The organism is Gordonia mangrovi (assembly GCF_024734075.1).
Lineage (GTDB): Bacteria > Actinomycetota > Actinomycetes > Mycobacteriales > Mycobacteriaceae > Gordonia > Gordonia mangrovi.
In genome coordinates this window covers 3,609,171-3,635,550 of the sequence record NZ_CP102850.1, presented here as the reverse complement: position 1 = coordinate 3,635,550, position 26,380 = coordinate 3,609,171, and the positions used below count along the sequence as shown (strand labels likewise).

Below are 26,380 nucleotides of genomic sequence, written 5' to 3'. Positions count from 1 at the left end.
ACTAAACTGGCGGTGACCATCTCGCCGCAGCAGGAAAGCAGGCTCGCATGACCTTCGTGATTCTTCAGCCCTGCTGCAACGAGGCGTCATGCGTCGACGTGTGCCCCGTGGACTGCATTCACCCGAAACCTGGAGAGCCGGCTTTCATGCGGTCGGAGACGCTGCACATCGATCCGACGACATGCATCGACTGCGGCGCATGCGTCGACGCCTGCCCCGTCGACGCCATCAAGCCCGATTACGAACTGGACCAGAACGAAGAACGCTATCTCGAGATCAACTCCACCTATTTCGAACACCATCCCACCTCTGACGGCGACCCCGAGCCCGCTCGGACAGTCCACTCGTCGTCCGATCACGCGGGCCTTCGGGTTGCGATCATCGGAACCGGACCCTCCGCATTTTATGCAGCAAGGGAGCTAACGGACCAAAAAGGTGTCGAGGTCAACATGTTCGACCGCCTACTGACTCCCTACGGGCTGGTCCGCGGCGGCGTAGCCCCCGATCATCAGGGAACCAAAGCCGTCGCCGATGTCTTCAGGTCCTCAGCAGCCCGAAAGAACCTCAAGATCAACCTGGGGGTCGAGATCGGCGAAGTGGTCACTCACGATGAGCTTCTCGCCCACCATCACGCGGTCGTCTACGCCGTGGGCGCATCGGGTGACAGGCGCATGCAGATACCAGGAGAAGACCTGCCCGGAAGCCATTCCGCCGCGGAGTTCGTGGGCTGGTACAACGGGCATCCTGATTACGCCGACCGCAAATTCGACCTCTCCAACGAGCGGGCAGTTGTGGTCGGCAACGGCAACGTGGCTCTAGATCTCGCACGCATTCTGCTATCCGACACGAAGCTCTTGGAGTCCCGGACCGACATTGCCGAACATGCCCTGGCCGCTCTCCGTGACAGCAACATCCGCGAAGTGGTGATCGTCGGACGTCGCGGCCGCGCCCAGGCGGCCTATACGAATCCTGAATTGCTCGCCCTCATCCAACATCCTGACATCGGCTTGAGCATCGACGCCGATAGCATCGCGGACGACCCCGTCGACGACATCCTCGAGTCCTCCATGTCGGAGCCCCATATCCGACTCAAGGTTGCACTGACGCAGGAGATTCTTGCCACCGCAACCTCACCAGGGAAGAACATCGTCCTCACATACCTCTGTGCACCGGCGGCGGTACTCGGGACCGACCGGGCCGAGGGAATTCGTGTGAAACGAACCCGACTCAGCGTCGGGCCCGACGGTGCACGCTACGCCGAACAAACGAGCGAATCAGTCGAGATTCCAGCCGGGTTGGTGCTTCGCTCCATTGGATTCGAAGGCCGCCGAATCAAAGGGATACCCTTTGACGAAAGCAACGGTGTCATACCGAATGTCGATGGCCGTGTCATCGATTCCGATTCAGCCGAAGTTCTGCCCGGCGTGTACACGGTCGGCTGGATCAAGCGGGGAGCCAACGGCGTCATCGGCACCAACCGCAAGTGCTCTGCCGACACGGTCGCATTGCTTCTCGCCGATCACGAGGAGGGTCGATTACCCTCGCCCACCAGAGACCTCGAGTCGCTGGATTCACTACTGTCAGAACGAGTTCCCGAACACTTGACCATGAACGATTGGGCCACCATCGACAAGGCTGAACGCGTCGCGGGAAAAACCATCGGCCGCCCGAGGGTGAAATTCGTGCAGAATTTCGATATTTACGAGGCCTTACAGGCGTGACCAAGGCCTATTTAGTCTAGCATGCGACTAATGCGTGTTAGAGTTGTGCGGCAAGTCAGAGTCCCGCACAGATCGGATGACATCCATGGCGAACCAGATACCGGTAGTCGACTACCTGGTCCTCGACACAGCTCCCCATCTCAGAGCGCACCAGTGCACGTCTTGCGACGCCCTGTTTTTCGACCGGCGAAACGCCTGTGCGCACTGCGGTAGAACCGATTTCGCGCAAAAGGCTCTCGCGGCCACCGGTACGCTACGGGCGTACACCCAGGTTCACCGGGCTGGACCGAGTGTGAAGGTCCCGTACATCTCGGCCGTGGTCGATCTCGCCGGCGGCGGTGTGGTCAAAGCCAACCTGCTCGACGCGGAACTAAGCGACATCCGGCCGGGCCTGCCCGTGCGTTTGCGGACATTCGTTGCCGGTATCGATGACGACGAGACCGAGGCCGTGGCATTCGGATTCGAAATTGAGGACACACAATGAGTAGTGGAGACATCTGGATCATCGGCGCTTCGATGAGCCCGTTCGGTCGGTTCCCGGACCGAGATCTGATCGACCTCGCCGCCGACGCAGCGTTGGATGCGCTGGGTGACGCTGCCATCTCCATCGCCGATGTGAACATCTTGGCCATGGGCAACGTCTACGAGGCGAACTCACACAACGGGCAACGCCTACAGAAGCAGATCGGCCAGACCGGCATACCTGTGTACAACGTCGTGAACGCGTGCGCGACTGGGGCCACCGCCGCGAGGGTTGCGATCATGTCGATCAAGGCCGGCGAATCGGATATCGGCCTCGCCGTCGGCGTAGAGAAGATGGGCAAGATGGGGCTCATCGGAGGCGCGGCGAAAAAGCGCGACGCACGAAAGGTATATGCGCCCTCCGGCCGATACGGATCGGTCCTGAAGACAGAGGGTGTACTCGGAACCGGCATCATGCCGGGGGTATTCGCACAAGCGGGCACCGAATACGCACTTGCTCACGGCGTGACGGCAGAACACTTTGCGAAGGTTGCCGTCAAGAATCACGAACATTCCGTCCTCAATCCACTCGCCCACTACCGCAAGCGTTTTTCGTTGGACGAAGTTCTGTCGTCCGATGTGATCGCCTACCCCAACACTCTGCCGATGTGTTGTCCCAACACTGACGGCGCGGCCGCGATTGTCGTGGTTTCCGATGCTCGCCTCGCCCGAATGGATCCGGACGTCCGACGGCGAGCAGTGAAAATTTCCGCGTCGACCCTGACCTCCGACCCCTGGGTCGAAGGAGGTCAGGTCCAACCGGACGTCAGCACCCTGACACGTCAGGCTGCCGACGCCGCCTATGCGGAATCCGGAGTCGGCCCGGGCGACCTGGATCTGGTCGAGTTGCACGACTGCTTCGCCACGGCAGAACTGATCCACTACGACAATCTGCGACTGTGTGAGCCCGGTGGCGCCGGCGACTTCCTCGACTCCGGCGCCCCCTGGCGTGACGGCACAACCCCGGTGAACGTGTCTGGTGGGTTGTTGTCTAAAGGTCACCCGTTGGGTGCGACCGGAATCGCGAACATCTACGAGGTCGCAACCCACCTCCGCGGCGAGGCGGGCGAGCGCCAGATCCAAGGGGCGCGCGTCGGCCTGACCCACGTCATCGGACTCGCATCCGCCTGCGCGGTTCACGTGCTCGAGGCTCGGGCGTCCTGATGGCATCCGTTGACACCGCGCATTCGGCGCCCGCGATATCGAACCCAGATCTCTCCATCGACGACATGCGCGGAGTGTTCCGTGCCTGGCTGACCGATCACGCGTCCGAACTCGAGCGGTTCCGGACGCTGCCGACCGATGTCGAGGAGATTTTCAGCGGACACGGCGCCGCACTCCAGAAGCTTCTCTACGACGCCGGCTGGATTCGCCTCGGTTGGCCCGCGGATGTCGGTGGGATCGGCGGCACCATCGCACATCGGGCCTTGATCGGCGAAGAATTGGTCCTGGCCGGCTATCCCACGCCCTTCTCATTCGCTACGCAGGAAGTAATGGGTCCAGCGCTCGCACGTTTTGGCTCTCCCGAACTACGGACCGAATTCGTTCCGCGGCTGCTTCGCGGGCAGGAGAGCTGGTGTCAGGGGTTCTCCGAACCGGGTGCCGGCAGCGATCTCGGTTCATTGCGGACCAAGGCCGTCGAGCAGGGAGACAACTGGTTGATCAGCGGCGAGAAGGTCTGGACGAGCTGGGCTCAGTACGCCTCCCGTTGCTTTGTCCTGGCGCGTACCGGCACCCAGGAATCGGCCCACCGCGGCATCACGGCGTTCTTCGTCGACATGGATACCGCTGGTATCACCCGCAGCCCCCTGCGCGCGATCACTGGCCAAGACGACTTCTCGAGTTTGCACTTCTCCAACGTCGTTGTACCGAAGTCGCGGGTGGTCGGAGAAGTAAACGGCGGCTGGGGTGTATCGATGTTCATCCTGGGCTGCGAGCGCGGTGCTGCCGCCTGGCAGCGGCAGGCCTGGATGCGGTGGCAGCTGGAGCAACTCGTGACCCAGAGCCCATCACTGTCAGACGAGACGATCGGCGAAGCGTTCGAATTGATCAGTGGGCTGAGGCTACTCGCGCGCCGGACACTACGTGCGCTGTCCGCAGGCGAAGAGCTTGGCGTCCGCCCCTCATTCGACAAATACCTCATGTCGTCGGCAGAGAAGTTCCTGTTCGACGCGGCTCTCACGTCCATGCCCGAGCGATTGCTGATGGGTGACGATCAGGAATCAGCGGACTGGCGCAACGACTACCTGTATTCCCGCGCATCGTCGATCTACGGCGGCGCCAAAGAGATACAACGCAACATCATCGCCGAGCGCATCCTCGGCCTGCCCCGGGAGAAGTGATGGACAACAGCGAGCGGTCCGAGGTGTACGAAGCGGTCTCACAGATTCTCGAGGCTGCCGGACCCACCAACTGGTCACCGGCACTCGATCGCTTCGGCTGGGACGAGCTGTGCGCCCACCAACCGATCGATGCTCTCCGCATCATCGCACCGCTGCAAGGCAGATTGCTACCGAATGCCTCCTTTGTTGACCGCCTCATCCTGTCGATGTCCGCCGCACCCGGAGCGAAGCAACAGGCGATCCGAATCCTGTATCCCGCTCTGGGATCGGACCAGCCGACGAGCACCGTGAGCGCCGATGGCACAAGAGTTGATGCACGCGGGACGGCCAACTTCGGTCCGCTGGAACCTGGTTCGCTGATCATCCCGGCCCTTCGCGAGGGCGCCCCCGTGCTGGCCCGGGTCGCCAACTCCAGAAGCCTGATGACAAACGTTGCCGGCATAGACCCCGACTCAGGCTGGTTCCGGGTCTCCGAATTGGCCGAGTGCACAGTGGTCTCCACCGGTGACGACGCCCGCAGACAGTGGTTGGACATCCGCGCACACAGCATGCTGGCGATATCCCTCGAGCTGAACGCGCTCGGAGCCAGAATGCTGGAACTTACGGTGGAACACGTGTCCTCCCGCAGTCAATTCGGTCGTCCGCTAGGGTCATTTCAGGCAGTCAAGCAAGGCCTCGCCGACACCAGAGCGTGGAAAGAGTGCGCCGACCTGTCCTCCGATGCGGCACCGGAAGATCCAGGCATAGAAGCAGCACTCGTGGCCAAATCGCTGGCAGGTAGATTCTTCAGGAGCGCGGCTGAGAATTGCCAGCAGTATCTCGGAGGCATGGGGTTCACGTGGGAACATCCCTTCCACACCTTCCTACGCCGCGGACTGATCCTCGAGCGACTTCTCGGTTCGTCGGCCCAAGCCCGGTCAGAGCTCGGGGCGACAATTCGATCAGGCGAAATGCCTTCGCTGTCGGCGATCTGAGATGACGAAGGCCCAACAGGAGAGCATCTCGACCACAACGGATTCCGGGATCCTCACCATTCGCTTCGATCAGCCCGACAAGAAGAACACTATCGGGCCTCCCATGATCAAACGGATCTGTGCAGAACTCGACAAGGCTGATGCCGACGACGAGGTCAGGGCTGTTGTCTTCACTGGTACAGGGGACTCGTTCTGCTCTGGGGCGGATCTCTCGAGCGGGAGTCTGGTCAATTCGTCAGATGCGGATGTGGTGCGAGAGACGCGCCGAGACTTCGGTGGGATTCTGACGTTGCGAATCTACTCGTGCACAAAACCAATTATCGGTGCGATCAACGGCGTCGCCGCGGGTCTAGGGGCAACCATGTTGTTGCCGATGGATGTTCGGATCGCCTCTGACAGAGCCCGATTCGGCTTCGTGTTCAGCCGTCGCGGTATTGTTCCCGAAGCCTGTTCCACATGGTTTCTACCCCGCATCGTAGGGATTTCACGCGCCATGCAATGGACGTTGAGTGGACGTATCCTCAGCGCCACCGAAGCGCTCGAAGGTGGCTTGTTGACATCGGTGCACCCGACTGATCAGGTACTCGACGAGGCCTATCGAATTGCGGTCGAACTGACTTCGCAGTCATCTCCGCTCTCGGTGTCGGCAACCCGTCGCCAGATGTGGAATGGCCTCACGCAATCACACCCGATGGACGCCCACCGCGTGGAGACAGCACTAGTCCGGTCCTTGGCTCGCAAGCCCGATTCCAGAGAGGGAATTTCGGCGTTCCTCGAACGCCGTCCAGCTCTCTTTGAATCCCGCCCCAGTGAGGATCTGGCCGAATTCTCGCATCTTTGGCCTGAACCACCGTTCGACCTTGATCACCCTGGATAGTCGCCGGTTCAAGCCTTGCTGCCGAGGTAACCCTCCTGCATGACGATGCAAACCAAATCCCCCGATCGGTTATAGATGTAACCGGTCGCCAACCCCCGCCCGTCCGCGGCGCCGGGCGAAATCTGGTCGTACAGCAACCAATCCGCGAAATCCGCCGGACGCTGAAACCATATCGAATGGTCCAGCGACGCGACTTTGCCTGGGCCTCTGCTGGTCCGCCGGTCGACCCGCATCACCGTGTCGAGCAGTGTCATGTCGGTGAGGTAGGTGACCAGTGCTGCATTGAGCGCCGGAGCCGAAGTAAAATCGGAACTTGACCGCATCCAGATCTGATTCTCCGCCTTCTGAGGGTGCGGATCATCTAGGGCCAACCTGGGCGGTGCGTGAACATACCGCATGTCGAAGGCCCGTGGCCGGACCCACCAGCCATCTTGCTCGTCGGCATACGGTTCGAGCACCTCTTCTATCCGCCGAAGTCTCTCCGGGCCGGTCGTTTCGGGCATCGGTCGGTGAAAGTCGGGGCCCTGCCTTCGTACGCAAAAGGACATCATTGCCTCGAAAATGACAACGCCATCTTGTTCTGCTGTGACCTGACGATTAGCGAAAGCTCCACCGTCACGAACACGACGGACGGAGTATTCCGTCGGTCTCCCGGTGTCGCCCGCGCGTAAGAAGTAGGAGTGCAGACTGTGCGGTACCTTGTGCTCCACCGTTCTGCCGGCGGCCACAAGTGCCTGCGCAGCAATCTGTCCCCCGAAGACGTGGCTGGACGCATCCGACGGCTGCGCTCCGAGAAACCGGTCCTCGGCGATGGGATCCAGGTCCAACAGGCCCAGCAAGGTCCTCGGGTCGGAGATCACCGGGGTGCGGGAGCGCCCGCGAGTGCCGCAAGGATAGTCGTTCTCAGGTCTCGCGCCGACACGTCGTGGGGATGCGCGCGGGTCCAGATCGCGAGCGAGCGGTTCAGTTCGACCAGGCTTGCGGCCTCACTTCGATATACTTCATCCAGTTCGTCGTAAGTTGCCGGTAGCTCCGTACAAATGTTCGCTGGAGCGACAGCCGCGAAGTGCTCGACACGGTCTAGTGATGCCGATCTCCAGCGATCGATCTCTGCTAGTAGCTGACGTTGGACGAGCACGTCCTGGCGAAGGCGTAGTGCGGCATCGTTCCAGTCCACTTGAGCAAGTACAGCTCTTACCTCCGCGAGTCGACTGCGGGCATACTCCGATGCCACTTCGGGTCCGACGACGTCTTTCAATATGCGACGAACACCGGTGATCACATCAGCAGGACTAGGTCGCATCACGAGCTCCTTGTGCTTCTATTACGGCTTCCATGACCCGATCAATGACGAATCGCGCGGGAGCAGCTGGGCGATCGCTGCCTTTCGTGCAGAAGTTCTTGATCCCCGCCAGTGCCATGACAGCCAGCCGGAACGTTGACATGACTTGCCAGAATCTCAGGGCGTGTGGATCAACTTCGATATTGGTCCGTGCTGTATAGAGTTCGAGGAAATCTTCTTGCTCCCAGAATCCTTTGATGAAGTGTTCCTTCTGGTACAGCGGTGCTGTGTACCAACCGAGGTCGTCAAGTGGATCACCGAGGTGCGCAAGTTCCCAATCGAGGAGTACTTCGACGCGGCCCTCGTGAATGAGGAGATTCGCAGGGCGGAAATCACCGTGTACCACGACTAGACGATCAACAGGTCCTGGTAGGGAATCACGAAGCCATTCGGCGGCGGCCTGCAAAGCGGGCTGCGGCTCCATTTGGCACCGCTCCAACTCCGAACGCCAGTGTTCGAGCTCATATGCAGCTGGGTTGGGCCCTGGATGATGGAGTATCCCTCGAAATCCGGCCGCTTCGGTGTCAATGTTGTGTAGATCTGTCAATGTAGTGCAGATCTCACGTGCAAGTAGCTCCCGTTGTGCGATCCCGAGTTCCAAAGGATCGGCGTGACGAAGAACCGCTCGGTGTGCTTGGCCGACATAGCGTTTGACAACGATCGACGGCCGCGTCAGTTCACCACCTTGGTCGTCGAGCCAAAGCACGTCGGGGGTTGGGACATCAAATTCTCCGAGTCGTCGCAGGAGTTCGAACTCCATCGCGCGACCGGTTTCGACCACTGCGGCGGGTGGATCTCGGCGTAGAAGTAGATGATGCTCCTCCTTCGCACCGTCGACTGTCCAGGTTGCATCGAAGGGCCAGTTCTCTCGAGAGCTCCCTAGGCCAGTTCGATAGATCCGGTCGATTGTGGGATCGGCGCCAGGGCTCAGTCGCTTTGCGATGAACTCGCGCAGTGCTGCCGTGACGGTGTCGGTCTCACTCACCACTGTTGGATTCACGAGTTGACCCCCGAGTCCGGCTTGGCCGGGATGGCATCTTGGTACCGCGGGTATCCTGGCAGCACCATGTATTCCATGATTCCGAACCCGGTCTGTCCTGCATAGTGGACTTCGATCATGTGGTCACTGCCGGCCTTGGCATACCGGTAGATCTGGCTGCGGTCGGTGAGGTCCCACGTATCGTGTTCAAAGGAGTCGTCGCCCTTCCAATGCCCTTGGTACCAACCGTTCCACCCTTCGTATCCGCCTCCGCGCAGATGCGCTCGCCCCTCCTGCGCAGTGATTTCGAACTTCATCTTGTCGCCGCTGTGCAGCAAAAGCGTGATGGTCCCACTCCGCAGTGTCGGTGCCGCGGCCGAACTGTCCCAGACCAGATCGTGATCGATGTGGACGACCAGATCTTCTTCGTCGGGCGCGCCGGCCCGACGCGAGAAAGCTGCCGACAGATGCAGTGGCCGGCCGGGTTCGGCTTCATAGAGGTAGAAGTGAACGCCGAAATCCTCGAACTGAATCGGGCAGAACATCAGCATCCGCCACTCTGGTCGAACTCCCGGAGGCGTTCCTTGAGTGCTGGGCAGTGTGCGTGTCCCCCACGAGTGGTCTCGTTCACCCCACCATCGATCGGGGGTCAATGTGGTCGCAGTTCCGTCGACGCTTAGCTCACCCTCGATACGCCCGAGCTGCACATACCGGATCGCATCGTAGGTCACCCGCGTTCGACTCACCTGGAAGTGGCGTCCCTCGAGGATGGGCTCGAGCTCACTCTTCCAGTGGAAATCGAACTCCACGCCGGACGGATTCTCAGCGAGGATGAACCGAACGTCCTTCATCGGCTCGACGATCTCGATCCGGAGGGGGCCCACGGCCATCTCGTCACGACGACGCCCCAACGACCGCGCCATGCGCATATTGCGTTGCTCACCCGACTTCGAGTGGACGACGAATGCCTCCTGGGTGTCCTGATTGGGGTACTGGCCGATGCCCAGACTCACCACGGTGTCTCTTGCCACCGTGTCTTGCAAACTGAGCCAGTACCTTTCCCGCCAACTCGGATCGCTCGATCCCACCAACGCGTGTGGCTGTGAGATCTGGTGTGAAAAGTATTCATCTGACGGACTCAGGAAGACCACGTCGTCGACCTCACTTCGTATCTGCAGGTGCGTCGGCAAATGCCGCGCGCAAGGTTTTTTTGTCTGTCTTCTCGCCGGCAAGCGTGGGCAGCCGCTCCTGCTGGATCTGCCACCGAGTCGGTACTTCGAAGTAGGCGAGCTTGCCTTTGAGAAAGCCGCTCAGCTCATCCGGCGTGGGCGGCACTTGACCACGATGGACTATCACGGCCGCGACTTCTTCACCCAGATCAGGATGCGGCACACCGAATACCGCAACCTCGACCACAGATTCATGCTCCGCCAAGGTGATCTCGACATGAGCACAGGAGATGTTTTCTCCGCCCCGGATGACGATGTCTTTGCTCCGGCCGTCGAGGAACAGATAGCCGTCGGCGTCGAGATGCCCCAGATCGCCGGTGTGCAGCCATCCTTCCTCGCTGACGGCTCCCTCGATCCCGAGATATCCGAGCATCACCGTCGGGCTCCGGACAAGGATCTCGCCACTCTCGCCATCCTGCTCGGCGTCGATCTCGATCTCGACAACCGGGTAGGGCCGACCGACCGTACCCGGACGTTCCTGCAGCGCGCGATTGCCTGCCACTGTGAGGAATCCGCCGGATTCGCTCATCCCCCAGGTGTTTCCGAGGCCCCGTGCCGCGAGTTGCGGAACCTTGCGCTGCATCAGCGCCAGGAGTGTAGGCGGGAGTGGTGCGCCACCAAGGGGCCATGATCTCAGGCTCGAAAGATCCTTGGATCCGAAGCCCGGGTCCTCGAGTATACGAATCGCCATCGTGGGCACGCCGCCGAAACTCTGGACCTTCTCGGTCTCGATCAGGTCGAGCACCTGACCGGCATCGAACCGCCCCTTGTTCAGGACAAGCTTCCCCCCGGTGATCAGATTAGTGAGCAGATTCGAGATCCCGCCGATGTGAAATAGGGGCGTACACACCAGCGTCACCGACGGCGGCGCGGTCCCGTCATCGTCGTCGGTCGGAAGGCGTCCCGATCGCATCAGGAGGTTGTGCTGATTGGCGATCACCGAACGGTGCGACAGGAGGACGCCTTTCGGGGCTCCGGAACTACCGGATGTGAAGATCACCAGTGCCGGTGAGTCCTCATCCGGAACAGGGAACGAACCGCAGATGTTTGCGATCTGGCCTTCGTCTGCTGTCTCCTCGAATACGAACCCCTCCAACGAGAGGGGATCATTGAGTCCAGTGCGCGATGCATTAGGTAGGTCGGTGATCACTATCGCTGGGGCCGTCACATCAACGGCATGGGCAATCTCTTTCTCACTCCACCAACGGTTTCCGAGAACGGGCACCGCGCCGACAGCCCATATCGACCAGAGCGCGACAACCCAGCTCGGACTGTTGTATCCGATCAGGAGCACATTGTCTCCGGCGCGGACCCCTCGCTCTTCGAGCGTTTTGCGTCCGGGCCCTATCGCGCCGAAGAACCCGCCCACCGTCACCCGGTGATCGCCCTGGATCAGATATTCCCGATCGGCGAACCGTTCGACTCGGGTCAACAGTGCGCCAAGTGATCGCGGATGGGGGGTGAGGACCAGCCCTTCGTGTCCTGCGTACTCTCCGGGTTCGACGTCCCGGCCCCACACCTCCGACAACAACGCGGCGCCCTTCTCTCCTGTTCTCATCGTCCGGTCCAGACACCTGGACGCTTCTCGGTGAATGCTGCGACAGCCTCTCTCAAGTCGCTGGTGGACGCGCTAATCGCTTCGAGGTAAAAGGCGGTGTCGAAAACCTCGTCCGTCCGTGCCGCCAGGACCTTGTTCAGTGCGCGTTTCGTAAGTTGCACCGCCACGGGGGGCAACTCGGCGACCCGTGCTGCCAGTTCGAGCGCGGTGGTCCGCACTTCATCGGGCCCATCGACCAGATCCGTGACCATACCGAGTTGGTAGGCGTCCTCGGCAAGGATCGGTTCGCCCCACAGCAGGTGACGCTTTGCCCTGATCAGCGGCAGGTTGGCAGGCCACGTCACGCATCCACCGTCGCCAGCGACGAGCCCCAGATGAACGTGCGGGTCCGAAATCCTGACTCCTGCGGTTGATACCACCGCGTCGCCGGTCAGGACGAGGCTTGTCGCGACGCCGAACACATGGCCGTGCAGCGCGACGATCAAAGGCTTGGAGAAGTCCGCGAAGGCTTTGAACAGTCGGCGTCCGTCGTCGATCTGCGCTAGGAGGACCTGTAGATCCTCGTTCGCATTGATCATCGTCTCGGTGTCGCCTCCGGCCGAGAAGTGTTTGCCGGTGGATGAGAGGGCAACCGCGCGAACATCCTGGTCCGCCCGCACCAAGTCGAGGGCGTCCGTCAGCTCCTGGAACATCACGTCGTCGAAGCGGTTCTGGACGTCGGGTCTGGAAAGTCGGAGCTCGGCCACCCGGCCGTTCTTGATGACCTCGAGTACCTGAAATTCCGTCACGTGGCAACCCTTCGATATGAACCGGTGTTGGCTCGACCAGACCTTCCCTGCACGATAGCCGGAAAGCTAGAAATTAGTATAGGGGTAGAGTTATTTTGGTAGTCCGGTAGTCGCCGGATAGCACTCGACTCCGCCAAACGCCTCTCGACAGATCGTCTGATGGCGATCATTCAGAAGCATCATTGTCGGATGCTAGACTTTTCCGCGTCCTAGGAGACGAAATGACCAACGCGCCCGCGACCCTGATCAGCATGGACGACTTCCGCAAGGAGGCGGAAGAATTCCTCCGGGGCCACGTGCATCCACGCCAGAAGGCAGACCGCTCCGGGGCCGCCTTCGGTACCGGCGACGACCGCGTCAGCCTGTTTCGTGGCGCCACGGCGGCGGAGGCCGAAGAGGCAAGGCAGTGGCGACGGACGGTCTTCGACGCGGGTTTCGGCTGGATCAGTGGCCCTGAAGAACTCGGTGGGCGCGGGCTACCGAGGCGCTATGAAAGGTTGTACGACTCCGTGGAGCGAGGGTTCGACACTCCCTCGCGGTCACCCCTCGGTGTGAGCCTGGGAATGGTGGCACCCACCATCGCGCAGTTCGGGGGCGAATCGGTCCGCACACAGTGTCTCAAAGCGCTGTACCGGGGCGACTCGGTCGGATGCCAGCTGTTCAGCGAGCCCGGCGCCGGTTCGGACCTCGCGGCCGTTTCAACGAAAGCGGAGGCAAACGGTGACAGTTGGACGATCACCGGGCAGAAGGTCTGGACCTCCGGCGCGCATTTTTCTGACGTGGGACTGCTGCTCGCGCGTACGTCGAGCGGCCCGAGACACGGAAACCTGACCGCTTTTGTGATCGACATGCAGGCCCGAGGAGTCCAGGTAAAGCCGCTGCGACAGATGACAGGTGGGGCAGACTTCAACGAGGTCTTCCTCGACAGAGTCGTGATCCCGGACGAGAACCGGCTTGGTGCAGTCGACCAGGGATGGAAGGTGGCAATCGCCACGCTCGTCCACGAACGCGGCGCCATCGGAGGATCGGCCGGCGGCGGAAGCGGGCTATTCCGGATGGAACGAGTCGCCGCAATGCTCAACCACCTCGAGTGCGGTGACGATCCCGCCGTCCGCGAAGCATACGCACGCCTCCATTCCGGGGTGGTGTGCGCCAAAAACATGCGAGCACGCGCCGAGGCCGGCGCGAAAGCAGGCCACGCACTTGGACCGGAGATGTCATTGTCAAAGTTGGCTCTCACCGAAAACCTTGCCGCACTGTCGAACTTGATGAGCTTGGCCCTCGGACCCCGATTGTTGGCCGATACGGGCGAGTGGGGCACGTACGCATGGAGTGAGTTCGTTCTGGGCGTGCCCGGATTTCGCCTGGGCGGAGGGACCGACGAGATACAGCGAAATATCATTGGCGAGCGCGTGCTCGGACTCCCGAAGGAGCCATGACCAGTAGCACGGCTCAGATCAGATGGCCGCCCGGGCCAACTAGGTGATGCAGAGCACTTGACATCTTCGATGTGACAGTGACAACATCCGAAGGTCTACTACTCGACAATAGGGAACACGACTTTATCGCCGAGACGTCACCGAGGGAGCTTCCACATGGTTCGGTCAGCCGTTTTCAATCCGTTCAGGGCGGTCAAACCCCTTTTGCCTCATCCCGCTCGTGCTGCAACCTCGATCGCTGCGACATTGGTTGCAGTGTTGGCACTCTCGTCATGCGGGTCGACCGATGACAAGGAGGTAGGAGACGTCGGACCGTCGGGCGATGCGGCCTGGCAGACCGTGATCGAGGCCGCAAAAGAGGAAGGCCAGGTCAATATCTACTCGGGGAACATTCCGGACTCGTTGAAGTGTCTCGCAGACTCTTTCAAGAGCACGTACGGGATCACGGTCAACGTGACCAATGGCATCAACGCGGTCAATCAGACCAAGGTGGACACCGAACTCCAGACCGGCAACGTCACCGTGGACGTCATCGATCAAACCGAAGCATCGTGGTCTGTGCCTCACGCCGATGCTGGTGACTTCGCTGCGCCGACCGGCCCCGCGTTCGACAACCCCGACTTCAATGCCGCTGAGAACCTCAAAGAGGGTGGCTGGTTCATTTCGGATGCAAGTATGACGACTTTCGTATGGAACACCGATCTCTACAGCAAGGGGCTCAAGGACTACGACGGCGTCCTCGACCCTGAGCTGGCCGGAGGCAAGATCGGGGTCATCGAACCGAGCGCGCCCGTGCTAGTCGAGTTCTATCTCTATCTCGAAGAGCGATTCGGCCCCGGGTTCATCGAGAAGCTGGCAGCCCAGAAGCCGCGTCTGTACCCCAGCGCCTTCCCGCTTACCCAGGCCGTGACTTCAGGCGAGATTGCAGCCAGCATTTTCTCGGTTCCGGTAGTCAACGAGAAGGCCCAGGGCGCACCCGTCGACTTCGCACTGTCCGATCCGATCTTCGGCACACGTTTCAATACTGCAGTTCTGGCAGAAGCCCCTCATCCTAATGCCGGGCAGCTGCTCGCCAATTTCATGATTACTCCCGCTGGTCAGCAGTGCATCGCCAACCGAGCAGCAGCGATTCTTCCCGACATCCCGGGCACTCTCGCGACCAAGGATCAGATCATCGACCCGTCCGCCGATGGCGAACTCACCCCGGAAGAAGTGCAGGCGTTCAAAGACAAGTTCAACCGACTGTTCACCTGAGACATCACTCGCGTAGACAACAGAATCCGCCGAAATTCAGGAGTACACAGTGGCGTACGTTTCCATTGAGGGACTGACCAAGAACTTCAAAGGCAATCCGCCCACCACCGCGGTTGACGATCTCCACCTCGAGATCGAGGAGGGCGAGTTTCTCGTCCTCCTGGGTCCGAGTGGGTGCGGCAAAACAACGACCCTTCGTTGTCTCGCCGGTCTGGAACGGCCGGCCGAGGGGCGGATCGTGGCCGGAAGCTCCACTGTGTACGACAGTGCGCGACGCGTAGATGTCGCACCCGACAAGCGGTCGATCGGCATGGTCTTTCAGTCATATGCACTATGGCCGCACATGACAGTACGCAAGAACATCCGCTACCCACTGGCCGCGCGCCATCTCCGGGACAAGATCAAAGACGGTAGCGTCGAGCGGATCGCGGAGGCCGTCCACTGCGGCGGCCTTCTCGATCGGTACCCCGCGCAACTCAGCGGCGGTCAGCAGCAGCGAGTCGCCCTCGCACGCGGGCTGGTGTCGGAACCGGATCTGGTGCTCTTCGACGAGCCGTTGAGCAATCTCGACGCACGTCTACGCCAGCAGGTCCGGGCCGAACTGCACGAACTGCACCGTACCCGCCCGTTCACTGCGGTGTTCGTGACACACGATCAGTCCGAGGCGTTGTCGTTGGGACAGCGTATGGCCATCATGCGCACCGGCACAATCGAACAAATCGGCAACCCACGCGAGGTCTTCGAGCACCCTGTCAGCGACTATGTGGCCGAGTTCATCGGCATGTCCGAACGGCTCGAGCTGACCCGTAACGGAGACGGATGGTCGTGCGACGGCCAGGCGCTGGAGGCGAACGGCAATCATGTACCAATATCAGCTCCCGCCGGAGTGGTGCGACTACGTCCGGACGACCTCCGGCTCGTCGAAGACCTCTCCCTTTTGCGAGACAACGAACTGGGGCTCGAAGCCACGGTGATGGACGTGTCCTACGGGGGTCGTCATCTCGATGTCTCCGTTCAACTGACCGGCAGCGATACCCGTGTCAATGCCCAGGTCTCGACGAAATCCTCTGGCGGACAACTTGACAGGTGGGCGACAGGGGAACGTACAGTCATCGCGTTTGAACTCCGAAATGCCAGGTATTTCGAGCTCGAGAGCTCTCTGGCGGTGGCCGCATGACCGTCCTTCAGGCACGACCGGTGACAGCGTCCGGTCCCGTCGAACCATCTCGGTTCGCCAACCCGCTGCAGCCCAGGAACCTCAACCGTGCGGCCCTGATCGTGTTCATACTGATCCTAGGGTACTTGATCATCACTCCGCTGGTAAAGCTTCAGCGAGAGGCCTTCTCGGATGGGGCAGCGGGATATTCGCAGGCATTCGGTGCCGATCGGATCGGTCGGACCATCGGGTACACAATTGGATTGTCGCTCGGCTCGTTGGTCATCGCGTTGGTGCTCGGGACTGCTCTCGCTTGGTCCGCGAGCCGGCTACCGTCGGGTCTCGGATTTCTGCGAATCGTACCGATTCTGCCCATCGTCGTTCCAGCGGTAGCCAGTGTCGCAGGGTGGGCTTTTCTCTTCTCGCCTCGCCCCGGATATTTGAACGCGCTCTTGCGAAAACTGCCTTGGTGGTCCGATCTCACGGAGGGACCGGTAGATGTCTACACGCTGCCCTGGATCGTTTTCATCACCGGTATCGGGCTGAGTTCGTTTGTCTTTTTGTTCGTCAGCGCCGGCTTTCAGAACATCAATTCCGAGATACTTGAAGCCGCGCAGGTCAGCGGTTCATCCCAGATCAAGGTGTTCTTCAAGGTAACGCTGCCGCTCTTGCGACCGACATTGATCTACGGCGGAAGTGTGGCATTCCTGTTGGGGCTCGGACAGTTCACCGCACCGCTGCTACTGGGTACGAACAGCGGCGTCACGGTCATCACGACCGAGATGTACTTCCTGACGACTCAGACACCGGTTCAGACCGCAGCCGCGGCGGCTCTCGGTTCCCCACTGATGGTCATCGGCCTGCTGCTCGTGTTGTTCCAGAAGCTCGCGCTGGGGAACCAAAAGCGATTCGTCACACACGGCGGCAAGGCATTCCGGTCGAGCGGGCGGCCATCCTGGCTGGGCGCAAGCTTCATCGTCCTGTATTTCGTCATCTCCACGGCGCTTCCGATCGCGGCATTAACGTTCGTGTCCTTGTCTCGATTCTGGAGCAGCAAGATCGATCTGACGAAGCTGACCACCGCAAACTTCGACTCAGTGATGAGTGACAGCGTCGTGCCGACCGCGATCCAGAACAGCCTGATCTACTCGATCGTCGCGGTCGCCATCGCGTTGCCCGTAGGATTCATCGTCGCTCAAGTCCTCGTGCGGGGACAAGACTTCCCGGTATTGCGTACGATTTTGGATTTCGTCGTAGCGGTCCCACTCGGCGTCCCGGCAGTGATCTTCGGAATCGGGTTCCTATTCACTTACAGCGAAGGACCGTTCGTCCTCTACGGGACGCCGTGGGTGCTCATTCTCGTCTACGTCGCTCTGATGGTGCCCTTCGCGACGCGGATGCAACTGTCCACGATGCTTGCACTCGGCGACCAGTATATCGAGGCATCACGAGTGAGCGGAGCGGGGCGTCTGCGCACAAACATTCTGATCTTGTTGCCCCTCATGCGGTCGTCTCTAGCAGGTGCCGCCGCACTCATCTTTGTATTGCTGACGCACGAATTCAGCGCGTCGTTGCTGGTCCGCTCGTCCACGACCCAAGTCATGGGTACGGTTTTGTTCGACTTCTGGAATACCGGTACCTATCCACTTGCGGCGGCCGTCGCGCTGATAATGACGGGCGTGACCGCGGTCGGCGTTGGGTTGGCCGTCTTGCTCGGCGGTTCCGAATCTTTGTCGAAGTTGTAGACAGTGCATCGATCGGATCTCCAATACTCTTTGGCTCAATAGTCTAGTATGCGTGTATTGGTTCTAGACAAGAACTGATCGCAACGACTGGCAATCGGCCGAGATGCCCAACGTGCACCGCGGATCCACTCGCTGCGGGAGCGCCGACACCCGCGGGTGTTGGAGGCTCCTAGTACAAAAAGGCCTGACAGCCAACGACTACGGAACGGTGAACACTATGGATACGTCGCTGATCGACGAACTGAAGATCATTGATACCGACACGCACGTCATCGAGCCCCCGGACCTGTGGACGTCGCGGGTGTCGGTCAAGAAGTGGGGCGATCTGGTGCCTCACATCAAGCCCGACAATGACGGAAATCCGGCTTGGTATGCCGGCAGCAACCGGATGCTCGGAATCGCGGCCGCCGCTATGGCCGGGTGGAAGGAGTATCAGCCGGATCACCCACTGTCACTCGCGGAAGCCGAGCGCTCGGCGTGGGACCCGGTCGAGCGTCTGAAGCGGATGGACAGTGACGGAATCCACGCTCAGGTGCTGTATCCGAATGTGGCGGGCTTTGGCGGCGGCAACTTCACATCGGTCAAAGAACCGGACCTCATGCTCGATCTCGTTCGGGCGTACAACGACTTCCTGACCGACTATGCCAGCGTCGCTCCCGGTCGATTCATACCGATCAGTGCACTCCCCTTCTGGGACCTAGACGCCGCGGTCAAGGAAATTGAGCGCGTCGTCGATGCTGGACACAAGGGCGTCATCATGACCGCCGGGCCCCAGAACTGGGGCCAGCCGATGATCGAAGATCCCCACTGGGACCGTCTGTGGGCCACCGCGCAGGAGGCCGGCCTACCGATCAACTTCCACATCGGGTCCGGCGACATCGGTGACTACCCAAGGCATCCGGGGGGCAAGCACGCCAACTCCGCATCGTTGTCTTGCATCAACTTCATCAACAACGCGCAGGCGATCGTGCGCGTCATCTGCGGCGGCGTGTGCCACCGCTTCCCAGACCTCAACATCGTCTCTGTCGAGAGCGGCGTGGGCTGGATTCCGTTCATCCTCGAGGCACTGGACTGGCAGTGGTACAACTGCGGCGTTCCCGAAGAGCACCCCGAATACGAACTGTCGCCTCGTGAGTACTTCTTGCGCCAAGTGTACGGCTGCTTCTGGTTCGAACGTGACACCGCGATGAGCGCAATCGAACAACTCGGCGCGCGCAACTTCCTCTATGAGACCGACTATCCCCACCCCACCAGCATGTCCCCGGGGCCGGCGTCGATTGCCACCACACCCCGCGAATACCTCAAGAGCGCACTCAAAGACCTTCCAGAAGAAACAGTCCGACTACTGTTGCAGGACAACGCTGCTCGAATCTACAATCTCGACCTGAAGTAGCGCCACAGGCCGGCCGGCGTTCGATCACTCGACGCCGGCCGACCTTTCGCGTGTCACGACACTTGGATGAAGTCCCTCGAGAAGGCACGGATATCGGCGATAGCTGTGCTCGTACGGCCCCATGGCGCGACAATTACCCGTGACACGCCGGATGTTCGCCATCCCGCGACATCGACTTCGCCGGGCGGTGCGGCCACGGTCACGCTGAGCGGCTCCACCCTACCGGCGGCAGCGCAGAGTTCGTTCAACTTTTCGACGATCGGCGCTACAGATTCCGGGGTGTGATGCATTCCAATCCAGCCAGTTCCGGTTCGAACCGCTCTCCGCAGCGCGGGCGGCGACTCACCGCCGATGAGTAGCGGCAGGTCGGCTCCCTGGATCGGTTTGGGCTCGAAAGCGACCTCGGGGAACGAGTAGAATTCTCCCTCGTGGGCGACGGTTTCCTCGGTCCATAACCGTCGACAGACTGCAGAGACTTCGTCGAGACGGCGACCGCGACTGTCGAATGGGAGACCTGCGACCTGCCATTCGGCGCTGGACCATCCAGCGCCGACACCCAGCTCGACCCTTCCCCCGGAGACGACGTCCAATGTGGCCACGGCCCTCGCCGCGGAGAAAGGATCTCGCAATCCGAGCTGGTATACGAAAGTGCCCAGACGGATTGTGCTCGTCCGCGCCGCGATGGCCGCGAGATAGACCATCACGTCGAAGATCTGGGTGTTCGGCGCTATCGGTAGTTTTCCATCCGGGTAGTCACCACTGTCCAGATCGACGGGTAGTACCAGGTGGTCTGACATCCAGATGGATTCGAAACCCACTCGCTCGGCCTCTTGGGCCAGATCCGACCAGATTGCAGGGTTCGCGCGCAGTAACGAGATGCCAAACACTGTCATCCGGATGCCGCCCCGAGTCGCTCGACTACTTTTACCGACCGTCGGGCAAATCGCCAGCCCTCATCGAGACGCACGTACTCATCACGGTAGATGCCCCATTCCGCCAGACCGGTCGCGCGCAGGAGTGAGACATACGCCTGACCGCTGGCATGGGATTCGTCCTCGACGTCGATGATATGAGTGGTGGCGCTGTGGAACACGTACGCGGAGTTCCCCGCACTCGTCGATTCCGAGATCCACCGTCGCTGCATTGAGCGCATGAACTCCGCGATCTCGTTGCGGCCCTCGATGATCAACTGCTCGTTTCCGTCGCGATACTCGAACTGAGCCGTGGGCGCGAACAATTGCGTTTGTATATCGATCTTTCCCATGTCCCCGTATGCGTTGTATCTCGCCACGAGATCTCTGGCCGCCTCGCGGACCAGCAACTCCGTCATATCCATCTCGGCACTCACCAATTCGTCACTAGTTGTTCTCGGCACCTATGTGGCCGTCTGTCCGGCGTCCACGGGCATCACAGCACCCGTGATGTAGCGGGCGTCTTCGGACGCCAGGAATGCCACCAGCGCAGAGACGTCTGATGGATTGATCCACGGCACCGGTAACGCGTTCAACGCAGCGAAGCGGCTCGCGACGTCAGCCCTTGTGGGTATATCGATGTCGGGGGCGAACAGATCGTATGCGGCCTGATTGTGTATCAGTGGGGTGTCCACGCTGGTGGGCACAACCATGTTGACCCGGATATTCCGGTCGGCAAGCTCCAACGCGAGGGTCTTGCCCAAGCCGATGACTCCGTGCTTCGCGGCTGAATAATGAGCAATATTCGGAATTCCCCGGACACCAGCGGTCGAGCTCGTCAGAATCATCGAGCCACCGCGATCCGCCAGATGTGGAATTGAAGCCTTGGCGGTATGCCACACGCCGGTTAGATTGATTCCGATCATGTCACCCCACGCCTCGGCCGTCAACTCTTCCGCTTTCCCGAAACCCCCGATTCCAGCATTGGCACAAACGATGTCGAGCCTGCCGAGCTCGGCGACGCCCGCGTCAACCGCAGACTGCACAGCGTCGAAGTCGCGCACATCAGCGATTCGCCAACTCATTCGGCGATCGAGCGCCTCGACCTCTTTCGCAACGCTTTCCAGGTCTGCCTGCTCCGCCATCGGATACGTCACCGAGTCGATCGGCGCGCAAAGGTCGATGGCGATGATGTCGGCGCCCTCCCGGGCCATCGTCAGGGTGTGGCTACGGCCCTGCCCTCGTGCCGCCCCGGTGATGAACGCTACTTTTCCGTCGAATCGACCCATCGCTCAGTCCCTTAGGTAGTAGTCAGCTGACTGATATACTCTACCAATAGACTATCTATACAGGGACGACTTTGCGATATGCGGGTGCTAGTTTCTCTTCCATCAAGGTCGTGCGATCGTCCCCGGAGTGAGACCACTCCGGCCTCCGTCACAACCGGTAGGACAACGCCGGTGACGAACGAGGCTTCGTCTGACGCCAGGAACGTCACGACGTTTGCGATCTCATCGGGATTTGCCACTCGCCGTTGGGGAGTCTGCTGCGCGACGTGCCGCTGCTATGTGAGACCGACGGATCGATGGCGGCCGCCCGTGCTACTCATCACCCGAATTCCCCATTGCCCGATCTCCTCCGCCATCACACGCGTAAGCGTACTGATGGCACCCTTACTGACCGAATAGGCCGGGACCGATGGGTCACCGAGAGTGCCGTCGATCGACCCAAAATGCACAATCGCCCCCGAACCCGAACGTCTCAATGCTGGGAGGAACGCCTTCGCGCAAAGGACAGGGCCAGGACGTTGATCCGCAACGCGCGTTGCCAATCCTCAACGGACGCAGCGACAGAACCCCAGGCGGCTCCGTGTGGACCGTCACGAGTACGTCACCTAATCCTGACGAACGGGCCGGCAGCGCCTCGGCAACCCCACGATCTCGGCTCCAGATGCCAATTTGGCCCGCTAGAATTCCGATCCCGGATCAATCGTTCGCGGTGCCGCATCCGACCCGATCACTGTTACACGGGCTCCGTCGGCAACGAAACGTCAAACGCAGGCGTCTCGGATCACTCCGCCGGATCCAACGGTGACGACCAGCTTCTGCACTTGGCCGTTCTGCAACATGACCTCCTGAGGGCCCAACATTGTGTCTACACCTCTACTACTAATAATCTATGTAAACAGAGGGAATTGGCACCTTGCGGAAGTGCCTGCACACCCGGGTACCAAGAAAGCGAATTCGAACCGATGAGAGACCAAACTTGGCTATCCGGCGCCTGGAACTTTCGGGATGTCGGCGGTGTCCGCAGAACTGATGGCCGCACAATCAAACTCGATAAGTTCTTTAGATCTTCGCACCTTGCACGCCTGGATGAGGCTGGTCGCGCGGCACTCTCGCGCTCGGGGATCACCGATGTCTGCGACCTTCGACGAGACATCGAAGTTGAGCGCACCGGACAGGACCAACTCCCTCCACATGTCCGGCTGCATAGGTTGCCGTTCGACTATGACCACGACGCGCCGCACGAAGCCGAACTCCAGTCAGAGGAGTTCGCCGTCAATCACATGGTGTCGGTGTACCGAGAATTCCCGGTGCTCGAACGCGCCAACAGGACAATCCTCGAAGTGGCTTCGCTACTGGCACAAGGTGCCACTGTGCTCGTCCATTGCGGCGCAGGCAAAGACAGAGCCGGCTGGGTGGTGGCCACCATACTGAGATCTGTTGGGGTCACCGAATGCGACATTGTTACCGACTATCTAAGGAGCAACTCCGCCATTGCTGAGCTCCGGCAAGCGGTCGGCAGCAACCCCCGCCAAACCCCCGAGTCGATGATTCCCTTGCTCAAGGTTCGCGAGGACTACTACGAGTCCGGAATGAGCGGCATAGCTGAGTCATTCGGTTCCTTCGCCAACTACCTCACACACATCGGTTTCCACGACGACCTCCTCAGACGACTCGAAACTGCGCTCGTGCGCTGAGTAACGACGGCAGATGGTGGCCACAGCTCGACCCCCAAACCATGCAAGAATCGGCACGGGGGCCCTCGGCCCCGAGCATTCGCTAGTCGCGCTCGTAGACTGCCAACGCCGAAGCCACTACTTCGCGCCCTCCCAGGGTGCAGACATCTACGTCCACATATGTTCGGTTTTCGTAGGCGCCGACCAATCTTGCCTCGATCTTTACAGCCGCGTAGGACGGCGACGGTTCTGCAAAGTCGACACTGAGTTTTGCTGCCGTCGCTGGTAGCCCAGTCTGTTGTTGCGCATGGTCTGCGGCCTCGCAGTATCGCGGCGCTCAGGATACCGGGTCGGACGTGGCCGTCGGTGCCATAGGCTTGCCGTCCTATCGAAAACTTGGTCTGTACGCTGACTCCATACCCTGCATAGAAGTCGAGGCGCAGACCATCAGGGTTGCTTTGGCCGCACGCGTAACACATAGCACCATGCCGCCGAATCAGGTTTCCAGGAGCTGGTTCAGTCTTCGATCGATCTACTGCAACAATCACGTCGAACGGAATGGACCACTTCACACTCGCCAAATTAGTCGTAGACTAGACAAAGTTCAATTGACCGGCGTGAGTGCGGCGGAACCACGTGCCGCAAGAGCCCGCATCGCACGCTTGTCAAGCTTTCCTACGGGCGTCCGCGGCAGGTCGTCGACGAGATACGTCAACTTCGGCAGCTTGTACCCCGCAACGAGACGCCTGCTGAATACTTCGATGTCGAGAAGCGTCGGAGGTTCAAGTGCGTTCTCGGCTACGACGAGCGCGGCCAAGGTCTCACCCATCGCTTCATCAGGTATTCCAACGCATGCGACATCGGACACCAGTGGATGCTGAATCAGGACTTGCTCCGCTTCAGCTGGGTAGATGTTGACCCCACCGGACACAACCATGTCCGACTCGCGGTCGGTAATCCACACGTAGCCGTCATCGTCCATGCGTCCGATCTCACCGAGCGTGAATTCGGGCCCACTGAAATAACCAGAGGTGTAACGGATTCCGTGGCCTGAATCATCTCGAAACCAAAGTGGCCCCTCAGTGCCCGGCGGAGCGTGCCGGCCATCGGCGCCGCGGATGAATGCATGGAACGGCTCAATTGCCCGGCCGACCGAACCCGGACGTTCGAGCCACTCACCCGAACTGATCATGCAGGTAGTTCCAACTTCGCTGGCGCCGTAGCTCTCCCAAACGATTGGGCCCAACCAGTCGATCATGGCCTCCTTCACTCGGACTGGACACTTCGCACCAACCTGTAGCACGAACTCAAGCGACGAAAGGTCCGCAGACCTCCGCTTCTCCTCAGGCAACGCCAGCAGTCGCTGGAAGTGGGTAGGCACCATAAAGACAGACTTGATCCGATCGCGACCGATTGTCTCGAGAAGTGCTGCCGCATCGAACTTATCGAGGATGGTGACAGACGCTCCGCCAGTGAAGAACCGAGTTGATGCGAGTGGGCCTGAATGATACATGGGTCCAACGACCAGATGGCGCCCGTGACTGATCATGGCGTCTTCACCAAGTCGTTTCTGATGTTCATCGATGTCGAGTCCACCCACCCACGACGTATGTGGCAGCTCAACACCTTTGGGTCGTCCCGTTGTGCCTGATGTGTAAACCAGTGGTCGCGATGGCGCGAGATGTGTGCGCGGCTCGCGCGAATCGGTGCACAGGTCCGATATCGCGACAACGCCAGTCGGCAGGCGCCCGTCTCCCCAAGCGGCCACGGTAGAAACCTCGCTTGCTCGCGCAGCCTCAGCTGCCACGAAGGCCCTATCGCGATCGCAAAGTACCATTCGAGATTGCGAGTCTTCGAGAATGAACGCGATTTCAGAGTCGGTGAGATGCGAATTCACCGCCACAGCCGACGCGCCGGCGAGGGTACAGGCAACGTACGCGAGGAGTGTGTGCGCTGAGTTGCCTGCCACAATAGCCACACGCTTGTATGGTCCGAGGTCTGCCGCTTGCAGCATGTTGACGACTGGACGCAACCAATCATCGGCTTCCTGCCAGGTGAGCATGTGCTCATCATCTCGAACCGCGAATTCCAGAGGCTTCTTGCGCCCGACGGCAGCAGCGAACGTCATCGCGCACCCCGACAACTGCTCACGTGATCGGACTCGGGTTTACGCTCCGAGACAACGCCCGGCCTTGTATCCAGGGTGACCGCTCTCAATTTGGCTCCCGCAGCTCGTAGAAGTGAATCGGATCACATCCTAAGAACATGATAGACAAAAGTCTAGTATCTCGATCATGTGGCAGACTTCAGCCGTGGACGATTCGACGCAACAGGTCGACCGGCGGGAGAGGCTTGCCAACACGGCAGACGCACGGATCTTCCGGACGCGGACGAAGCTGGCCGATGCGCTCCTAAGCGAGCTGCGAGATGACTCCAAAGCAATCTCAGTTGGTTCGGTGGCTGCCCGGGCGTCCGTCGGTCGAAGTACCTTCTATACACACTTTGCCACCCTGGACGAATTAGTCTGTTACGCAGTTGATCTGCTGTTCGACGGTTTTGGCCCGGACGATCTGGTCAGCCGACGAAGTGCAGCGAGCTCAACGCGAGATGGCGCGCGGGCCGGCTTTGAGGACTTTCTGGATCGAATTGAAATGCGCGGACGTGACCTCTTGAAGTCGCGTGCGCCTACCGTCCGTGTGGTCGTACACGAACGCTTCGCGGCTAGGTTCGCGAGCAATCTCCAGGGAGTCCTGGTTGCCGAGCAACTCGCAACCGGTAGAGAGTGGATACTTGCGGAGTATGTCGCCGGCGGGGTGACGCGAGTCTTGGTTGCTTGGGCTACTGGTGTCGGCGAGCTAGATAGATTCCAGGCAATTGACTACATCATGGACTTCATGCCTTCGCAGATCATCGAAGGAACGATCGCGCCACCAGCAGAATCGACATCACCGAGGGAAGTGCCGAATTTGGACGACTAACCAATGCCAAGCAGCTCCCGATGTGGGCGAACCGGCAAAATTCCTCGACTGCCAGTGCGCCAGAGCGAGTACGGTCCCCCACAATGCGCGGTGCGGATTTCACGGCCTTTAACAAGGAAAGTAGATGTGAGCTGATACCCAATGATCCCTGGTAAGAGGCCCAATCGGCTGCCGTAGACAGGCATTTCCCCGACTAGTAAGCGCACGTTG

22 protein-coding genes and 2 pseudogenes are annotated in these 26,380 nt (G+C 60.4%); 14 read left to right on the top strand and 10 right to left on the bottom strand.

Annotation, left to right across the window (positions count from 1 at the left end):
- The first annotated feature begins 47 nt into the window (after positions 1-47).
- The 6 genes from NWF22_RS16465 (at position 48) to NWF22_RS16440 (ending at position 6,436) form a co-directional block, all read left to right on the top strand.
- Positions 48-1,721 (top strand): FAD-dependent oxidoreductase, encoded by a 1,674-nt coding sequence (locus NWF22_RS16465; protein WP_160904382.1) that lies wholly within the window; start codon positions 48-50, stop codon positions 1,719-1,721.
- Positions 1,722-1,797: 76 nt separating this feature from the next.
- A complete protein-coding gene (locus NWF22_RS16460; protein ID WP_309249716.1) occupies positions 1,798-2,205 on the top strand; it encodes a Zn-ribbon domain-containing OB-fold protein in 408 nt (135 codons plus the stop codon).
- Positions 2,202-3,407: a thiolase family protein gene (locus tag NWF22_RS16455; RefSeq protein ID WP_160904384.1), complete on the top strand. Its 1,206-nt coding sequence runs from the start codon at positions 2,202-2,204 to the stop codon at positions 3,405-3,407. Before NWF22_RS16460 ends, NWF22_RS16455 begins: the two co-directional genes overlap by 4 nt.
- The gene (locus tag NWF22_RS16450; protein ID WP_160904385.1) at positions 3,407-4,585 is read left to right on the top strand and encodes an acyl-CoA dehydrogenase family protein; all 1,179 of its coding nucleotides are present in this window, start codon (positions 3,407-3,409) and stop codon (positions 4,583-4,585) included. The genes NWF22_RS16455 and NWF22_RS16450 overlap by 1 nt, the downstream gene beginning before the upstream one ends.
- Positions 4,585-5,559 carry an acyl-CoA dehydrogenase family protein gene (locus NWF22_RS16445; RefSeq protein WP_202399092.1) on the top strand — a complete coding sequence of 325 codons (975 nt, stop codon included), beginning with the start codon at positions 4,585-4,587 and terminating at the stop codon, positions 5,557-5,559. Before NWF22_RS16450 ends, NWF22_RS16445 begins: the two co-directional genes overlap by 1 nt.
- 1 nt (position 5,560) lies before the next feature.
- The gene (locus tag NWF22_RS16440; protein WP_160904386.1) at positions 5,561-6,436 is read left to right on the top strand and encodes an enoyl-CoA hydratase-related protein; all 876 of its coding nucleotides are present in this window, start codon (positions 5,561-5,563) and stop codon (positions 6,434-6,436) included.
- Between the two features lie 8 nt (positions 6,437-6,444).
- Here the strand turns inward: NWF22_RS16440 and NWF22_RS16435 are convergent, their stop codons facing one another.
- From NWF22_RS16435 to NWF22_RS16415, 5 genes are all read right to left on the bottom strand, one after another.
- Positions 6,445-7,296 (bottom strand): acyl-CoA thioesterase, encoded by an 852-nt coding sequence (locus NWF22_RS16435; protein WP_160904387.1) that lies wholly within the window; start codon positions 7,294-7,296, stop codon positions 6,445-6,447.
- A 432-nt stretch (positions 7,297-7,728) separates the two neighbouring features.
- Positions 7,729-8,763: a phosphotransferase family protein gene (locus tag NWF22_RS16430; RefSeq protein ID WP_258321175.1), complete on the bottom strand. Its 1,035-nt coding sequence runs from the start codon at positions 8,761-8,763 to the stop codon at positions 7,729-7,731.
- An 11-nt stretch (positions 8,764-8,774) separates the two neighbouring features.
- Entirely contained in the window at positions 8,775-9,845 is a 1,071-nt protein-coding gene (locus NWF22_RS16425; protein ID WP_507237297.1) for an Rv3169 family protein, read from the bottom strand.
- 73 nt (positions 9,846-9,918) lie between these two features.
- Positions 9,919-11,418, bottom strand: a complete 1,500-nt coding sequence (locus NWF22_RS16420; RefSeq protein ID WP_233752065.1) for a class I adenylate-forming enzyme family protein — start codon at positions 11,416-11,418, stop codon at positions 9,919-9,921.
- A gap of 122 nt (positions 11,419-11,540) precedes the next feature.
- Positions 11,541-12,332: an enoyl-CoA hydratase/isomerase family protein gene (locus tag NWF22_RS16415; protein WP_160904391.1), complete on the bottom strand. Its 792-nt coding sequence runs from the start codon at positions 12,330-12,332 to the stop codon at positions 11,541-11,543.
- A gap of 221 nt (positions 12,333-12,553) precedes the next feature.
- Between NWF22_RS16415 and NWF22_RS16410 the strand changes: the two genes are divergently transcribed.
- From NWF22_RS16410 to NWF22_RS16390, 6 genes and pseudogenes are all read left to right on the top strand, one after another.
- Entirely contained in the window at positions 12,554-13,771 is a 1,218-nt protein-coding gene (locus NWF22_RS16410) for an acyl-CoA dehydrogenase family protein (RefSeq protein WP_160904392.1), read from the top strand.
- A gap of 156 nt (positions 13,772-13,927) precedes the next feature.
- On the top strand, positions 13,928-15,025 hold the full coding sequence (locus tag NWF22_RS16405) for an extracellular solute-binding protein (RefSeq protein WP_160904393.1): 1,098 nt from the start codon (positions 13,928-13,930) through the stop codon (positions 15,023-15,025).
- Positions 15,026-15,074: 49 nt separating this feature from the next.
- A pseudogene (locus tag NWF22_RS24585) lies at positions 15,075-15,524 on the top strand (ATP-binding cassette domain-containing protein); the annotation flags it as partial.
- Positions 15,525-15,545: 21 nt separating this feature from the next.
- The gene (locus NWF22_RS24580; protein ID WP_373692018.1) at positions 15,546-16,202 is read left to right on the top strand and encodes a TOBE domain-containing protein; all 657 of its coding nucleotides are present in this window, start codon (positions 15,546-15,548) and stop codon (positions 16,200-16,202) included.
- Positions 16,199-17,926: an ABC transporter permease gene (locus tag NWF22_RS16395; RefSeq protein ID WP_160904395.1), complete on the top strand. Its 1,728-nt coding sequence runs from the start codon at positions 16,199-16,201 to the stop codon at positions 17,924-17,926. The genes NWF22_RS24580 and NWF22_RS16395 overlap by 4 nt, the downstream gene beginning before the upstream one ends.
- A 217-nt stretch (positions 17,927-18,143) precedes the next feature.
- Positions 18,144-19,319 (top strand): amidohydrolase family protein, encoded by a 1,176-nt coding sequence (locus NWF22_RS16390; protein WP_160904396.1) that lies wholly within the window; start codon positions 18,144-18,146, stop codon positions 19,317-19,319.
- Positions 19,320-19,372: 53 nt separating this feature from the next.
- Here the strand turns inward: NWF22_RS16390 and NWF22_RS16385 are convergent, their stop codons facing one another.
- The 4 genes and pseudogenes from NWF22_RS16385 to NWF22_RS24575 all read right to left on the bottom strand — a co-directional run bounded on the left by NWF22_RS16385 (position 19,373) and on the right by NWF22_RS24575 (position 21,995).
- Positions 19,373-20,212, bottom strand: a complete 840-nt coding sequence (locus NWF22_RS16385; protein WP_160904397.1) for a TIGR03619 family F420-dependent LLM class oxidoreductase — start codon at positions 20,210-20,212, stop codon at positions 19,373-19,375.
- Entirely contained in the window at positions 20,209-20,667 is a 459-nt protein-coding gene (locus NWF22_RS16380) for a nuclear transport factor 2 family protein (protein WP_160904398.1), read from the bottom strand. The genes NWF22_RS16385 and NWF22_RS16380 overlap by 4 nt, the downstream gene beginning before the upstream one ends.
- A 27-nt stretch (positions 20,668-20,694) precedes the next feature.
- On the bottom strand, positions 20,695-21,519 hold the full coding sequence (locus NWF22_RS16375) for a mycofactocin-coupled SDR family oxidoreductase (RefSeq protein WP_160904399.1): 825 nt from the start codon (positions 21,517-21,519) through the stop codon (positions 20,695-20,697).
- Between the two features lie 11 nt (positions 21,520-21,530).
- A pseudogene (locus NWF22_RS24575) lies at positions 21,531-21,995 on the bottom strand (SDR family NAD(P)-dependent oxidoreductase).
- 486 nt (positions 21,996-22,481) lie between these two features.
- Here NWF22_RS24575 and NWF22_RS16365 point away from each other — a divergent pair.
- Positions 22,482-23,213, top strand: coding sequence for a tyrosine-protein phosphatase (locus NWF22_RS16365; RefSeq protein ID WP_160904402.1), 732 nt, complete (start codon positions 22,482-22,484; stop codon positions 23,211-23,213).
- Positions 23,214-23,796: 583 nt separating this feature from the next.
- Here NWF22_RS16365 and NWF22_RS16360 read toward each other — a convergent pair.
- On the bottom strand, positions 23,797-25,320 hold the full coding sequence (locus NWF22_RS16360; RefSeq protein ID WP_160904403.1) for an AMP-binding protein: 1,524 nt from the start codon (positions 25,318-25,320) through the stop codon (positions 23,797-23,799).
- Between the two features lie 166 nt (positions 25,321-25,486).
- Between NWF22_RS16360 and NWF22_RS16355 the strand changes: the two genes are divergently transcribed.
- The gene (locus NWF22_RS16355; RefSeq protein ID WP_160904404.1) at positions 25,487-26,170 is read left to right on the top strand and encodes a TetR/AcrR family transcriptional regulator; all 684 of its coding nucleotides are present in this window, start codon (positions 25,487-25,489) and stop codon (positions 26,168-26,170) included.
- Positions 26,171-26,380 lie beyond the last annotated feature (210 nt).